The organism is Synoicihabitans lomoniglobus, assembly GCF_029023725.1.
Classification (GTDB): Bacteria; Verrucomicrobiota; Verrucomicrobiia; order Opitutales; family Opitutaceae; genus Actomonas; species Actomonas lomonigloba.
The window spans coordinates 5717110-5731456 of sequence record NZ_CP119075.1 but is presented as its reverse complement, the minus strand read 5'-3'; the positions used below and the strand labels follow the sequence as shown (position 1 = coordinate 5731456).

At 60.9% G+C, this 14347-nt stretch carries 13 protein-coding genes and 10 tRNA genes; 2 read left to right on the top strand and 21 right to left on the bottom strand.

The window, feature by feature from the left end; translation table 11 throughout:
* Nucleotides 1–5: 5 nt before the first annotated feature.
* A complete protein-coding gene (locus PXH66_RS22325) occupies nt 6–1670 on the top strand; it encodes a GH35 family beta-galactosidase (RefSeq protein ID WP_330929473.1) in 1665 nt (554 codons plus the stop codon).
* A 289-nt stretch (nt 1671–1959) separates the two neighbouring features.
* On the top strand, nt 1960–2505 hold the full coding sequence (locus PXH66_RS22320) for an HD domain-containing protein (protein WP_330929472.1): 546 nt from the start codon (nt 1960–1962) through the stop codon (nt 2503–2505).
* Nucleotides 2506–2737: 232 nt separating this feature from the next.
* Here the strand turns inward: PXH66_RS22320 and PXH66_RS22315 are convergent, their stop codons facing one another.
* From PXH66_RS22315 to PXH66_RS22215, 21 genes are all read right to left on the bottom strand, one after another.
* On the bottom strand, nt 2738–3475 hold the full coding sequence (locus tag PXH66_RS22315) for an ATP-grasp domain-containing protein (RefSeq protein WP_330932168.1): 738 nt from the start codon (nt 3473–3475) through the stop codon (nt 2738–2740).
* A 33-nt stretch (nt 3476–3508) separates the two neighbouring features.
* Nucleotides 3509–3940 (bottom strand): hypothetical protein, encoded by a 432-nt coding sequence (locus PXH66_RS22310; protein WP_330929470.1) that lies wholly within the window; start codon nt 3938–3940, stop codon nt 3509–3511.
* A 7-nt stretch (nt 3941–3947) separates the two neighbouring features.
* Nucleotides 3948–4718, bottom strand: coding sequence for a nucleotidyltransferase domain-containing protein (locus PXH66_RS22305; protein WP_330929469.1), 771 nt, complete (start codon nt 4716–4718; stop codon nt 3948–3950).
* On the bottom strand, nt 4715–5359 hold the full coding sequence (locus tag PXH66_RS22300; protein WP_330929468.1) for an HD domain-containing protein: 645 nt from the start codon (nt 5357–5359) through the stop codon (nt 4715–4717). Before PXH66_RS22300 ends, PXH66_RS22305 begins: the two co-directional genes overlap by 4 nt.
* Nucleotides 5356–6297 (bottom strand): nucleotidyltransferase domain-containing protein, encoded by a 942-nt coding sequence (locus PXH66_RS22295; RefSeq protein ID WP_330929467.1) that lies wholly within the window; start codon nt 6295–6297, stop codon nt 5356–5358. Before PXH66_RS22295 ends, PXH66_RS22300 begins: the two co-directional genes overlap by 4 nt.
* Complete coding sequence (locus PXH66_RS22290; protein WP_330929466.1) at nt 6294–6962, bottom strand: hypothetical protein; 669 nt, start codon at nt 6960–6962, stop codon at nt 6294–6296. The genes PXH66_RS22295 and PXH66_RS22290 overlap by 4 nt, the downstream gene beginning before the upstream one ends.
* A gap of 24 nt (nt 6963–6986) precedes the next feature.
* Nucleotides 6987–7886, bottom strand: coding sequence for a slipin family protein (locus PXH66_RS22285; protein ID WP_330929465.1), 900 nt, complete (start codon nt 7884–7886; stop codon nt 6987–6989).
* A 352-nt stretch (nt 7887–8238) separates the two neighbouring features.
* The gene (locus tag PXH66_RS22280; RefSeq protein WP_330929464.1) at nt 8239–9774 is read right to left on the bottom strand and encodes an RtcB family protein; all 1536 of its coding nucleotides are present in this window, start codon (nt 9772–9774) and stop codon (nt 8239–8241) included.
* Nucleotides 9775–9930: 156 nt separating this feature from the next.
* Nucleotides 9931–11070 carry an AAA family ATPase gene (locus PXH66_RS22275; protein ID WP_330929463.1) on the bottom strand — a complete coding sequence of 380 codons (1140 nt, stop codon included), beginning with the start codon at nt 11068–11070 and terminating at the stop codon, nt 9931–9933.
* Nucleotides 11071–11112: 42 nt separating this feature from the next.
* Nucleotides 11113–11811 carry a sigma-70 family RNA polymerase sigma factor gene (locus PXH66_RS22270; protein ID WP_330929462.1) on the bottom strand — a complete coding sequence of 233 codons (699 nt, stop codon included), beginning with the start codon at nt 11809–11811 and terminating at the stop codon, nt 11113–11115.
* Between the two features lie 72 nt (nt 11812–11883).
* The gene (locus PXH66_RS22265) at nt 11884–12519 is read right to left on the bottom strand and encodes an HNH endonuclease (RefSeq protein ID WP_330929461.1); all 636 of its coding nucleotides are present in this window, start codon (nt 12517–12519) and stop codon (nt 11884–11886) included.
* Between the two features lie 80 nt (nt 12520–12599).
* A tRNA-Thr gene (locus PXH66_RS22260) sits at nt 12600–12674 on the bottom strand.
* Nucleotides 12675–12803: 129 nt separating this feature from the next.
* Nucleotides 12804–12880, bottom strand: a tRNA-Arg gene (locus PXH66_RS22255).
* Between the two features lie 3 nt (nt 12881–12883).
* A tRNA-Arg gene (locus tag PXH66_RS22250) sits at nt 12884–12958 on the bottom strand.
* Between the two features lie 175 nt (nt 12959–13133).
* Nucleotides 13134–13219 (bottom strand) — tRNA-Leu (locus tag PXH66_RS22245).
* A gap of 185 nt (nt 13220–13404) precedes the next feature.
* Nucleotides 13405–13490, bottom strand: a tRNA-Leu gene (locus PXH66_RS22240).
* Nucleotides 13491–13584: 94 nt separating this feature from the next.
* A tRNA-His gene (locus PXH66_RS22235) sits at nt 13585–13660 on the bottom strand.
* 6 nt (nt 13661–13666) lie between these two features.
* Nucleotides 13667–13755, bottom strand: a tRNA-Tyr gene (locus PXH66_RS22230).
* An 8-nt stretch (nt 13756–13763) separates the two neighbouring features.
* A tRNA-Pro gene (locus PXH66_RS22225) sits at nt 13764–13839 on the bottom strand.
* Nucleotides 13840–14114: 275 nt separating this feature from the next.
* A tRNA-Ile gene (locus tag PXH66_RS22220) sits at nt 14115–14188 on the bottom strand.
* Between the two features lie 69 nt (nt 14189–14257).
* Nucleotides 14258–14333 (bottom strand) — tRNA-Ala (locus PXH66_RS22215).
* Nucleotides 14334–14347 lie beyond the last annotated feature (14 nt).

The window sequence follows — 14347 nt, the reverse complement described above, 5'->3', positions numbered from 1 at the left end:
CCACCGTGGCTCACCTCAAAATAATCCCCTTCTGCCTCGCCCTGCTCGCTCCGTTGGCCTTGACCGCTGCGGAAACGCCTCACCTCGCCGCGCAGGGCGACGCCACCCAGCTCATCGTCGACGGTCAGCCGTTCATCATGCGCGGCGGCGAACTCGGCAATTCCGTCGCCGGCGGTCTGGATCCGCTTTCCGCAACGTGGGACAAACTCGTTGATCTCAACCTCAACACCGTCGTCGCCCCCGTTTACTGGGATCGCAGCGAACCGCAGGAAGGCGTCTTCGACTGGACCCTGATGGACGGTCTCATCGCGCAGGCCCGCGAGCACGACATGCGACTCGTGCTACTCTGGTTCGGCGCGTGGAAAAACAGCATGTCCTGCTACGCCCCCAATTGGGTGAAGCTCGATACCGAACGTTTTCCACGCTCCCGCGACCGCGAGGGTCGAGCCGTCGAAATCCTCTCCCCCTTCAGCGCCAACGTGCTCGCCGCCGACCGCGCCGCCTATGTGGCCTTCATGCGTCACCTGCGCGAGATCGATAGCGATCATCACACCGTCATCATGGTGCAGATCGAAAACGAAATCGGCATGATTCCCTCCGCCCGCGACCACGCGGCTCTCGCCCAGGCCGCGTGGAACGCTCCCGTGCCCGCCGCCCTCACCACTTCCCTCGCCGCTCAGGAAAAAGCCGGCCTGCTCGTTCCCGAGTTCGCCCAACTCTGGTCCACCCACGGCCGCCGCATGAGCGGCAGCTGGACCGAGGTCTTCGGCCCCGAACCGGCGAGCGCCGAAATTTTCATGGCCTGGGCCTTCGCCGCTTATACGCAGGAACTCGCCACCGCCGGGCGCGCCGAAATCGACCTGCCCGTCTTGGTCAACGCCGCCCTCATTCGCACGTTGTATGAACCAGGCCAATACCCCAGCGCCGGTCCGCTGCCCCATCTCATCAACGTCTGGCGCGCCGCCGCGCCCGCCATCGATATCTACTCTCCCGACATCTACTTCCCCGAGTTCGCCCACTGGACCGGGCTCTATCACCGCGTGGGCAACCCACTGCTCGTGCCCGAGGCCCTGCGTAATACCGACGCCTCCGTCAACGCGCTCTACGCCGTCGGTCAGCACGATGGTCTGGGGTTTTCTCCCTTCGGCATCGAGTCGATCAGCGGCCACGCCCAACGCCTCCTCCGCGACAGCTACGACGCCATTCGCCAACTCACGCCCTTGCTCACCGCCCACCAGGGTCGGGGCACCATGCGCGGGCTGCTGCCTCCCACCCCCGCCGAGCAACGCGTGCCGCAGCGCGTGCGCCTCAACAACGTGATCCTCGAAGTCACCTACGAGCGCACTTCGGCCCCCTCCCTCGCCGACGGCGTCATCAACGAATCCGGCGACACGCGCGGCAGCTCCCGCCTGCCCGCCGGCGGACTCGTCATCGCCACCGGTCCCGACGAGTTCGTCTTCGCCGGCATCGGAGCCAAGGTCACCTTTCACTCCGAAACACCCGGCGAAATCGTGGGCATTCTCGAATGCGAAACCGGTCGATACGACGACAACGGCGAGTGGACCAACCTCAGTTGGCTCAACGGCGATCAAACCCACCAAGGCCGCCACCTCCGCCTCGAACCGGGTCGCATCGATATCCAGCGCATCAAGCTCTACCGCTACCGCTAAAACGGGAACGGGAACGGGAAACGCCAACCACGCGCACAAACTCTCCCGCCGGACGCGCGCCGAAAACGGTCCGATCACCCACCTGATGAACCCCCTGCTGAAAAGGGTCGCCTTCTGGCCCCGTCTCGAAGCCGTGATCGAACGCCTGACCGGAGCCACGCATCGTCCCGGCGCCGCCTGTCCCTCCGCCGAATCAATACGTTGACCCCATCGTGAGTCAAACCACCCGCCGGGTCCCTTTCTCAAGTCGGACCATTGACGCATCGGACCATGGCTTGAAAATTCCCGCATGCCCCTGCCCGACCGCGCCGCCGCCCACGCTCTGCTCGAACGCCAGGTCCAGGACCCCTACCAGCGCCACCACGCGCTCATGGTCGGCACCGCCCTCGTCGGCTACGCCCGCCACTTCGGCGAGGACGAACACCTTTGGTATCTCACCGGCCTGCTCCACGACCTGGACTATGAGCAATTCCCGGAAACGCACCCCACGGAATCGCTCAAATGGTTCGCCGAATGGGGCTACCCCGAGGAGCTCATCCACGCCGTCGAAGCCCACGCGTATGGCTACAACAACTACAAGACGCTGCCCCGCACCCGCCTCGCCGCAGCGCTGCTCGCCTGCGATGAACTCTGTGGCATCTTCTACGCCTACCGAAAGCTGAATCCCGTGCCCTACGGCCAGATGAAGGCCAAATCCCTCCGCAAGAAGTTCAAAGAGCCCAGCTTCGCCGCCAAAGTGGATCGAAGCGTCATAGAACTAGGCTGCGAACACCTCGCCATCCCCATCCCCGACCACATTGCAAACCTGATCACTTTCCTGGCACCACTGGAGTGAAGAATTTTAACCACAGATAAACACAGATCCCGAACCCCACACCGGCTGGATCCAGCACATCCGCGTCCATCCGCGACCAAGCTAGTATCGTATAACGCCTGATTGCTCGTGGATGTAGGGCTCGACCTTGTGTCGAGCCGCAGTGAGCGTGGGCCGCCGGGAAAGAGAGTGGATAGGAAACGCGGCCTCACACGAGGCGAGGTCCCACTGGAATCCGAAGTCGTTGGGAATCCTATAATGCCAGTCCGTGCTTCAATACCTCCAGGACCTTCGCCGGGTCGCAGCCGTAGATTCCGGAGGATGTGACGGCGTTACACTCAACGACAGCCCAGCCGCGACCTGCAATCAGTCCGACGTCGACCACCACCGCGACGGGAAGCGCCACGTCAGCATCCGCACAAACCGCTTCGCATATCCTGACGGCCTGAGTCACTTCCTGTTCCGAGGCAGGCCACGCACCATCCTCTGCCTGGGCCAGCTCTCCACCGCGCGCGTAAACCGAACAGGTTTTCACCTGACGATTGACGACGAAACAACGAAACTCTGTCTCCCATGAAACCGGTTCCTGCACCAAGACGGGAAGGTCGTTCGGCAACAATTGCTCATCGGGCAACGACCTACCTTTGCCATACAATCCCGCAGCGAACTCCTTATCCGAACAGGGCTTGATGAAACGGGATACGCCAATCAAACGAGCATCCTCCAACGACATCAGTTTCACGTTTCGGCCCGACCATCGCAGAGGTAATGTGGCCAACCAGTCATCTGTCGGCACCACCACCTTCACGTCACAACTCTCGGCGATCGCCTGAACGAAAACAGGTTCCCCGTATATTGTGAAATCATCTTCCGGTTTCGCGGGGGACTTCCAGCCGAACGCGCGTTCAATCGCCCAACCCGCACGAATCGCAGCCCGCCACAAGAGTTGGGCATCCTCGGTTTGGCGTGGGCTAAGAATCAACGTAGGCATGACTGGTAATTCAATTCCTGTTCTCATTCGTGATTAAAAAACACCCTTGGGTTGCACCCAATTCCCGCGACGAGATTCCTTTGAGGCATCATGTGCCCAACAGGCAACGTGATATAGACCAAGCCCGGTCCTGCCATCTTGCGTGACTGCAATGGCAATTCCGCAAATGTATTTCCGCGCGCCATAAGGATAGCGACCATCCTCGAAGAACGACAACCTGCCCTCGATCGTATCGAGACCAAATCGAACGAATTTATCCGTCACGACTTTTGATCCGGTGATTTCATAGCCATCGATTCGTAGAGTTTCACCTGGCCGAATCTTGAAGCTGAACTTCGCAACTCGGCGACGTTGCGCAACCAGACAGAGTTTTCCGATACCCCAATATCCGGCGATATCGTTGTTACGGGAGCACAGGTATCCACAAAGCGAACTGGCCAAGGAATTCATCTGACGACGTTTCATTTCAAATTCACGTTCCTTTCCCCGAGCTCGTTCGCAATCGCACCAACAGGTCGTCGAGCTGCGCGAACGTCGCCTCGGAGGGTCGTTCGCGCAGCTTACTTGAGTCTCGTGCCTCCTCCAATTGACTACTCAAAGAACCGTAGGCGCGTTCGTGCACGGCCATGTCCTGATCTTCGATGGTCTGCTGTTCAGCGCCCGCGGTCTTGCGTGCCACCAAGTCATCGATCTGGGGGAGTCGAAACTCACGGTTCAACACCGTGACGTTGGCCTGCACCTCTCCGGTGCGCATGAGCCAGATGCCCGTGAGCAGGACGCGATACACATAAAGCAACGGCTTGATACGCCGCGGCGACTCCTTCTGCCACAGCTTCCACTGCGTTTCGGAGAAGCCCAGGTAGTGATGGGCGTGATGCCGCGTCACACAATCATCCGCAATGGCTCGCAGCTCCTCATGCGCTGCACTGGTGCGCACCACCAACGGCGACAGCACTTGCTCCAGCACATACCCGTTTTTCTTGAGCAGCAGGCCAAAAAACTTCCGCACATCGTGGCTGACAATGTCCATCTCCAGGCCGTCAATCACGCGCGAGTCCTCTACCGTCTCGTCGCTCAAAGTGAGCCCCACCACCTTCGGCAGCGGCAGCACGTGCGCTCCCCGCAGATCGAAGTCCGAGTCCGGTGACGGAAAGCCATACAGGTGCGCGCCACTGATGGTCGCAAACACCAGCGGGTAAGGTTGCGCATCGGCAATCTGTTGTAGTCTGGGATCAAGCGTCATGGCAAAAGGGAGAGTTTCTCGATTTCGGAGCGAAGATTGAGTCTGGCTTGCTGCTCATAACGGTCCCGCATCCACGAGGTTTGGTAGATAACGGACCGCTCCAGGAAACGTTCAAGCACCTCACGACGCCCACGGGCATAGTTGCTTTCCTCTACAAACGCATACTCCGACCTGATTGCGTCCGCATAGTCGCGATAGGCTTCCGCCGACGCACCCAGCACGGCCAAATCTGCATCAGCCATCACCGCGCCATTTCGATCATTCACCGCAACGACATGCCCGGCGGTAAGCTCAATCAAGCGCTGCACCTCGCACACCCGGTCGGCCCCCAAACCCACCGCCTGCGCAAACTCCTGAAAGAGCAGCGCACTATCCTGTTCGTTGGTGTGCGACTTAGGATCGTAGACAACATCATGAAACCACAACGCCGCCCGCACGGCGTCGATATCGGAGGCCGTTTCCTGCAACGCCTCCGCCTGCTCCAGACAAGCGTCAACATGCTGCAGGTTGTGATAGTGACGCCGTGGCTCTCCGTAAGCGGCTGTGATCCGGGCAAACCAAACATCTGTGTTGGCGGCCACGCCCCAGCGGCCCCAAAGACGATCCCAGGCCACACGCTCCACATATTGCAGTGCCCTCATCCGATGAGTGTCTGGCCGTTACGCGCCTGATCACGACGCGTCTCGATCAGGAAATGATTCACCGCTTCATAGTCCGGCCGTGGCGGTAGGCGGGTTGACGCGAGAGCCGCTTCGAACTCCCGGTGCAGTTCCTTCCGCCAATCATCCACCTTCGACCACGCCAATTCACCGCGCTTGACCGCCAACAGACGCTCACGATGGGCCTCCACCCGCACGGGAACCCGCCCCTCGCGCAACGTCGCTGCCCCGGTGAGTAACAACCGCAGCAGATGCATCGCGTGCTTCCAGCGAATGCTCCCCTGATTGCGCAAGTCCTGCTCCAGCTTTTTGAACTGACTGAGCGCGTAGCCGTTGAAGGTCTGAAAAACCACGCGCGACAGAAAACGCTCGCGCAACGCCAGCAACGCCTCCCCTACCGGCGTCACCTTCTCGACCAGCGGCGAGTAGAGACACTCCAGGATGTTGGGATTCGCCTTGAGCGCCATCGTCAGAAACTTCTGCAATTCCCAATGGCAGGACTGCGCCTCACCGTCCTCAAACTGCTCGGGCGCGCCAAACAAAGACCAGAGCATCTCCGCCGGCGCAACATAGACCCCGCGCACATCGGTGTCGGATTCTTCTGTATCCAAGCCGTAGGCACGCGAGCCCACCACGCAGGAGAAAACAACCAGCGATTCCAGATCAAAGACTTCCTCTGCCGACGCAGACGACGGCAAGTGATCCTTGAAGTGTTTGAGAATCTCGAAGCCCTCACGGGGCAAGGTGACTTCGAACCCGTCATGAAATCGAACCGCATAGCCGGTCTCTGTTCCCACCGGTGTCCGCACGATGATACCCACCGCCCCCACCGGGTGAATCGCACGGCCATTGCTGCCCACAGATTCCTGCTGGACGACCACCTGGGTGCCTGCTGATGGACGTTGAGGTTCGGAGTTCATGGTTGCGGTGCAATCGGAGGGTTCAGTTCGACCCCGTAAGATTCAAGAATCAGCAGCCTAACTTCGGTGGAATAAAACCACTCCAGCATCAATTTGGCTTCCACTGGAACATCTTCCCAAAACTCATTGGCAAGTTTGCCCTGCATGATGGCACCCGCGTTCTGCGTGTAGAGGGCTAAAACCGCTTCATCTGACGACGCTACTCGCCGCAAGAACAACGGTAGGTCCATTCCGCATCGAGCCACCGCACAAAGCCACGAGTCGAGGTCCGAACCTTCAGGATCAACCAAAGACTCAACAACCATAGTTTCGAATACTCCCGAAACGGCCTGTTTTTCCGTCGATGACCAACCAGTCCAACCGGCATTCAACAATGCTCGCCCCACCACTTCCGGATCAGGCCACCACCCCGGTTCCGATACCAACACCTCCAGGATTCGAGGCAGGTAATATCGGAAATCTGATTCCTCGCCCACGGTCAAAAGTGCTTTCGAGGCGTAAGTGCACAACTCGCCCTCTGAGATATCGCGCAAAGGCTTGGTTAGAAGAATCGCGATTTCCTCATCAGAGAGGCAACACGGGCAAGCTGCTATCGATTCCGGTTTGGGCACCAACTCAAACGCATCGTAAAGCGCACCAATGGACTGGGTCAGTTGAGGGGTCATCGTAGGACGGAATAAAACCGAGCATCAGCTCATGATCGTTTTGAAATCTTCACCCGGCTCCGTGTGTTTGTCGAATCCCACGAAGATCCGGGCGTTGGCGTTGGTGGCGACTTCGCCGAGGGCCTGCAGTTCGCGTAGACGCAGGAGCGCCGGGTGTTTCGTATAGGCGTCGGCGGCCTTGGTCTGCTCGCGCAGGGCCTCGACTTCCGCATCGTTCTTGATGCGCAGGGCTTCGGCTTCCGCGTGGGCTTCCTTCAATCGCGCCGCCGCCCGCGTCGCCGCGGTCTGGGTCTCGATTTCCGCCGTCAGTTCGGCCTCCAGACGCTGGTTCGCCGCCTGCGCTTCGGCATCAATCTGCCGCTGCGCCGCTTTGGTGCGGCTTTCAATGAGCTGCGCCTGGCTGAGACGTTCCGCCGTCAGCACCTTGTTCATGATTTCCTGCAGGTTGCCCGGGAACATGAGGTCCTTTACGTCGGCCCGCAGAATGCTCACACCGTAACCGGTGGCCGCGGCTGTCACTTCACCCAGGATGTCTTCACTGAGCTGGTTGCGGTTGGTCAGAATCTGTTCGAGCGACATCGATGCCAGCGAACGGCGGGCCGCCAACTGCACATCGCTGTAGAGGCGTTCGTCGTGGTTGTTCACATGGTGCAGGGCGGCGACCGGATCGGTCACTTTGAACTGCACGATGATGCTCACTCGAATCGCGACCTTGTCCGCGGTCAGGATTTCCTGGCCTTTGATCGTGAGGTCGCGTTCGCGCACATCGACGAAAGCCAGTTCGACCACCGGATGGTTTTTGGTGCGCCGAAAGAACGGCTTGCGCGGCACCCGGTAACGACCGGGTCCCAGCACTTTGCTCATCACTCCGTTTTCATACCAAACGGCGCGATGGGTGTCTTTGATGATAATGTCTTTTTGCATGACTGTAGTTGTAAATTGGATGCTCCGAAGCGCCGTCCATGTGGTCGGAAAAACCGGGTCAGATTGGCCCGCGGCAATCTGTTCAAAGAGTGCGGGCGATGGTGGTTTTCGGCCTTACGGCGCCGGAGCAAAGGGTTGAAAATATATAGGCCGTCAGCGCGCTGTTTTTAACCACGAATGGACACGAATGACTTCGCTACCGCTTCGTCCCGGAACTGAGGAACTCAGGGCTATTAATAAAAACCCGTGGAGTGGTGTCTTAAAGCGTAACGGTAGTGGAGCAATTCGTGTCCATCTCAGGCCATTCACTTCGTTCATAGACGTGGTTAAAAATAACAGCAGACTAACGGGCTCAGGTTTGGTCGAGTTCCTGCGCGGCGTCCTGGCGCTCCGCCTTGTGGCGGGCGCGCTTCAGACGACGGGCGCGTTGCCAGGGCTGCTCGTCTGCTTCGCCGGCCATGATGCAGCCGCGCGGTTGGATTTCTCCCACCACGTGGGCCAGACCAAACTGATCGATCTGCGCTTTGACTTTGGTCGCGTCCTTGTAGCCCAGCGGCGACTCCGACAGGTCCGCTCCTCCGTTGAACCAACGAATGTCGAGTCCGGCGGTGGTCTCGTCGAGCACCTGCTTCACGCGGCCCGGATCGAGCTCACCGTCGTCGTTCTTGTAGGGCGCAATCGTCGCCGTGCGCGAGCGGTTGCGGCCGGCTCCGTGCGGGCAGAACGACAGGTAGTCGTCATTGTCCGCCCCGAGCACGAGCAGGATCTCTCGCGCCATGTTGAGCGGGATCAATCCCAGCAACGGTCGGCCTTCGGCGTCTTTCCACGCTGGCGTCGCTCCCTTGCCGTGCAGGAAGGTGTCACCGCGTTTCCACACGAAGTTGTGCTCGTTGCCGATCTGCACCAGCGCGCGCTGACCCAGCCGACGCAGCAAGGCGTCGTGGAGAAGCGCGTGGTTCTCGCGCGTCCAACGGCCCACGTATTGCAACGCTTCCCAGTAGCTCGCGCCTTCCGGCGAATCATACGGCAACCAGGCGGCAGCATCCGGGATGTCCTTGGCATTCTCGCGGCACCATTTCTTGGCGGCCTTGAGTCCACGCTTGTAGACATCGGCCCCCAGTCCACGCGATCCGTGATGGGTCACCAAGACGTTGAACGCGCCGTCACGACGCTCGATCGATTTGGCCAGGTCGTTGTAACCGGCTGCCTCGAGGGCGGCTCGTTGCGTATCCGTGAAATCGACACGGCCAATGTAGGAGAAGTGGTTGCCGTCGCCCTGCGTGCCCAGGAAATCCTGAGCGCGGCTGCGCAGGCCGCCGAGGTAGGGATTGTCCCACACCGGCTCTCCGAGCACGGCCGAGGTCCACTGGTCGCCCCGCGGGCGTCCGCCCGGACCAAAGTGAGTCACCTTTTGCAGGTGATCCATCATCTCGGTCGTCGGGTGATTGGCCGGGAAGAAGGTCGCAAACATCGAGCAACAAATGTCGGCCGAGTGCGCGCCCGGGATGATGGCGTTCTCCGCGGCGATCGCGCCGCCCACCGGGATGGTGGCAGGGGCCTGGCCTGTCGGGCAGGCATCGGGCATGATGGCCCCACGTTGCACCACCGGCATGCGCAGCATCTCGTGCATACGACGACGCACCGCGGTAACATTGGCGGTTTCCTCGTCGCCCTCGGCCTCGATGGCCTCGGCCAGCGGCGCCGGCTCGTGTCGCGGCAGGGCCACGATCAATTGCTTGGGGAATTCTTCCTCGAGCTGCACCAGCAAGGTCGCACGTTCCACGCCTTCGGCCTCCATCTGACGAGCACGCCGCAGCGTAGCGCCCAGGCGTTTTCCTTCGTGCCAGCCTTCCGCGATCAGGTCGCGGGCTTTGATTTCAATGTTCATGACGATTGTTTTTCTTCTTGGTGGACCGGGCTGGGCCTGTCGCCCCCGCACCCGATCGGGTTTTGATTTCTTGGTTTAATTCGGCGGCAGTCTAACACGTTCCTTAAATCGGAGATAGCGCTATTGCCGGTGGTTTCCTGATTATTGAGTCAGGTTTTAATGAAAGCCGAGTGAGCGACGTGGGCCGCCGATCGCTGTGCCTTTAACAGGACCATCAGGGATCGGCGGGTTGGTCACTTCGGCCAGAGTAGCCGGACGATCATGGTCCGGGGGCGTGAGTTCGAGATGTGCGGCGAGGCGCCGGGCTTCGGCCGGGGTCAGCGGTCCAAACTCACGATGTGCGATCAGGCGGCCCGGGCGCAGCAGCGCCGGGTCGAGATCGGCGAGTTCGCCATTCATGGTGCACACCACGTGCAGTCCAAGCGCGTCGCCGGTCATACCGTCGGTGAGGTTGAGTAGCAGGGCCACCCGCTCGCGATTGTCCTCGGCGCGGCGCATGAGCACGCTTTCGGCGTCTTCGAGCACAAGCACTTTGCGCAGATTGGAGGTGCGGTTTTCCTCGGCCCAGAAGGACACGATCTCTCCGGCATCGAGTTTGACGAACCGCGCGGCCGACATGACGTAGAACTGGTGGGTCTCCGTCAGCCAGTGCGCGAGCGAGCGCAGCAGCGACGTCTTGCCGGTGCCGGGTTCGCCGGTGAGCAGGCTCAACCCGTAGCGCCGCGCGTCCATGCGCTCCAGCCAGTGCTCGATCCACGCGGGAACGGCCTCTCCGTAGTAGAGGTGGGTGCGGTCCCGGGGCACGACTTGGTCGGCCGCGATCGGCACGCGACGCACTTCCAGATCGCCGTAACTTTCGTTGAGCAATCCGATGCGGTGCGCCGGTGGTTCCTCGATGTCTGTGCAACGATAGTGGGCGTAGAGCTCCTCCAGCAGCTTCGCAGCCTGCGCCGGCGTGCCGGCGTAGACCATCAACGAGCCGCGAGGGTGATCGTCGAGTGGATTGGCGTTGCGCAGCAAGAGCTCCACAAAGCCGTGCCCGGGCCAGAATCCGGCAAGCGCGTAAAGGCGAACCGTCGAGGGATCGTCCTCGGCTGCTGTATCCATACCGTAATGACTGAGCCAGCAGTGATCGCCGATCGTGTGCGCGATTTTCTGCGCATCCCACGCGGCCTTGAGCTGGCGACCATGCAGCCAGCCGCGCTCAAGCGCCGGATAGGGAATCTCGGTGCCACAGAGCGCGGTTTGCATGTAGTGCAACGGAGGTGATTCGGTTTTGGTGAAAAGGGATTTCATGACTAAAATTTTGAACGTGATGAAATGGCGGGCTCGCGCTGTTCAGCGCTGCCCGCCCGCAATGAGCGCTTCCCAAGCCGCGAGCACGATGAGGTCACCGCGCAGGTTTTTCTGGCCGGCTTCACGCACTTGGCGGGCTCGTTCGCGCGACACGCCCAGATCGGCGGCAATGTCGTCGAGCGTGCCGTCCTCGAGGTAGTAACGACGCAGAGCGAGTGCTTGGTTGGCTGGAAGACGTTCCAACGCGGCGAGCAGGGTGGCCAACAGGTCGACTTGCTCAGCATTGACTGCCGGGCAAATGCCATCGGTGTCGGGCAGCGCTCCCCACTCCGGCTCCTCAGGCTCGCGTTGCGCGGCGCGCACGGCGTCGATCTCAAACGTGCTCAGGCCCGTGTCGCGCGCGATGTCCTCGATGGTAGGGTCTCCCCCGCCGCGGTGAGCCAGGCGCACCCGCGACTCGGCAATCGTGCGAGCGAGCGCGCGTTGACGGCGGGTCAGCGGATCCAGGCGGCGCAGCTCGTCGAGAATCGCACCGCGCACGCGCACGTAACAATAGGCACGCATCTCGCGCCGCGGGCCGTCGCATTGCTCGAGCGCAACGACAAGGGCGAGCTTGCCCACGCTCGCGAGGTCATCGCGAGCGACGTGCGACGGCAGTCGGCGGGAAACCGACGCCACAGCCGTGTCCACGAGGTCGAGAAAGTCGACCACCGGAGACGGAACTGGAGTGATACAGGTCATGGGAAGAATCCGCCCGCAAAGGGGATGAGTGATGTCGTGAAGACCGGCGCCTCCCTGACCTGCGAGCGGATGTCAGGGGGCCAGGAAGTGTCGCCAGTCGGGATGTCGGGCCTCGCGAAGCGTGGCCGCGACCGGGAGTGCGGCGGGCGCTTGGGGACGCCGCATAAGACGCAGCCCGGCTTCGTGCGGGAGCCGGTTGGCTTTGAGGGTGTTGATTTCGCGTTTGGACCAGACGAGGTTCTCGAAACTGTCGCGTCCGCCGCGGTGCCGGGGCACCACGTGGTCGAGATTACCACCCCGCTTGCCGACGCGTTCGCCCGTGTATTGGCAGACACCGCCGTCGCGGGAAAAAATGGCCTCGCGGCTGGGCTTCGGTTGGTGGACCGGCATCCGGCTGTAGTGGGTGGAGACCATGACGGTCGGCACCCGCACGGTCCGGCCCGGCGCGCGCACCACGAGATCGAAATCGCGGATCGGCAAGGCGAGCCACTCGTCCCAGGACACGGGTCGCAACTGGCTCGGACTTTCGAAGCCCCAGCTCCCGTCGGGGAGTCGGGGGTAATCGATATCCAAGCCCAACGCCGGCGGGTTGCCGGCGCTGCCCCCGGCGAGCGCAACGAGCGCCTGCCGAACCGTGCGGTGCCCGATGGGCTGCCAAACGCGGTTGAGCGAAAGCACGATGGGTTTGTTGGTGATGTCTTGGTTCATGGTTCTTTGGTTGTTAAAATTGGGAATGAGGATGGATCTGAAAAATCGGGGTTCTTTGGTTTGAAATATTGGGAGACAACTGGAGCACCGCGCCGGAGTTGCACCGGCCTCGCCGCGTTACGAGCGCGGGACATCGCTGCCAATGATTGCGGTGCGAAAGAGGTAGGGCTCGACCTTGCGTCGAGCCGCAGCGGAGTGGGGTCGGGAGGCGCAGGATGCGGCCTCACACAAGGTGAGGCCCTACAGGTAATCCGCCGTCACTGAAGATACCGTCTGCGCGAAAATGGCGCCCCGAGCAGGATTTTAACCTGCACTAATCCGCGTTCGAAGCGCGGTTGACTCTACGGTTGCCGACCGGGGCTAATGGTCTCCGAGGCAGGACTCGCACCTGCATCCTTCCGTTTAGAAAACGGGTCCCTTTCTATTCGGGCACTCGGAGCTAAACTGGTTGGACCGCCCGGAATCGCACCGGGAATACGACCTTCGCAAAGTCGGGTGATATCTTTTTCACCACGGTCCATAAAAATGGAGCCTCCCGTCGGAATTGCACCGACCTCACGGCACTACAAGGGCCGCGCATCGCTCACTACGCTTGAGAGGCATCACGGTGGAAATGGTCGACGTGACAGGGGTCGCACCTGCATGGGCTTTCGCCCGCGAGTTTCTAAAACTCGTGTGTATACTGTTCCACCACACGCCGAATAAAATGGTCGCGAAGGTCGGCCTTGCACCGACACGGGCCAAAGCCCGGCAGGGTTTAAGCCTGCTGTGTATACTCATTTGTTCGCGCCGCCGCCCGAAGGGCACCCGCTGCGCTCACCCTTCGCGAATCTCAGGGCTACGCCATCTCCGCGCTTCGCGCTTCGTCACCACTTCGCGAAAATCTGGTGCTCAAGGAGGGATTTGCACCCTCATGCCACGTTGGGCAGCGGGGTTTGAAGCCGCCGTGTATTCTCTTCCACCACTTGAGCAAAATTTTGGAGCCAGCACGGAGAGTTGCACTCCCTGCCTTCCGCTCGACAGGCGGCTGCACTTCTAAACGTGCTACGCGGTCACAAATCAAGGTGGTCAGGTGGAAGGGAGTCGCACTCTCTTCGCCGGCATCACAAACCGGTGCCCCGCTGTCTGGGCCGCTCACCTGAAATATTGGTCCGCGCGGCAGGACTTGCACCTGCGAAGGTCGATGGACCGGCCCGTTTACAGCGGGATGCGTTTGCTGCTTCGCTCTACACGCGGAGTAAAAATGGTCAGAGCGGCAGGACTTGCACCTGCGATCCCTCGGTTCCAAACCGAGCGCGTTAACTGCTACGCTACGCTCTGATAAAATGGATGCAGGGCCGGGAACTGCCCCCGGGAAAGGTCGCTTATGAGACGCCTTGGCCGCTTGGCTCCCTGCAGAAATAGAATGGTGAACGCTCCCGGTATCGCGCCGGATTCTCTTGGGCTTCAACCAAGCGTGAGCACTTGCTTCACCAAACGTTCGAATCGAAAAAACTGGCATCCGGCGTGGGACTTGCACCCACCACACTGAGGTTTGGAGTCTCTGTCGCCGCTTGGAACATGGCCGGATAAATACACGAAAATGGACCGTAGCGTGGTCGGCTCGCACGGTGATGCTCCGTGGTCGCCCGGTTATCAACCGGGTGCTCTGCTGTTGAGCTACAAGCCGGGAACCGCACCTCCAACGGCGGGATACGACAACCTCGTCCAAGGCCCCGCATCCCGCCGTTCGGGAAAGTGGTGGAGACTGCGGGCTCTGCCCCCGCCGCCTGCTGCGTGCAAAACAGCCGCTCTGCTGAATGAGCTAAGTCCCCAACGTATTCAAAAA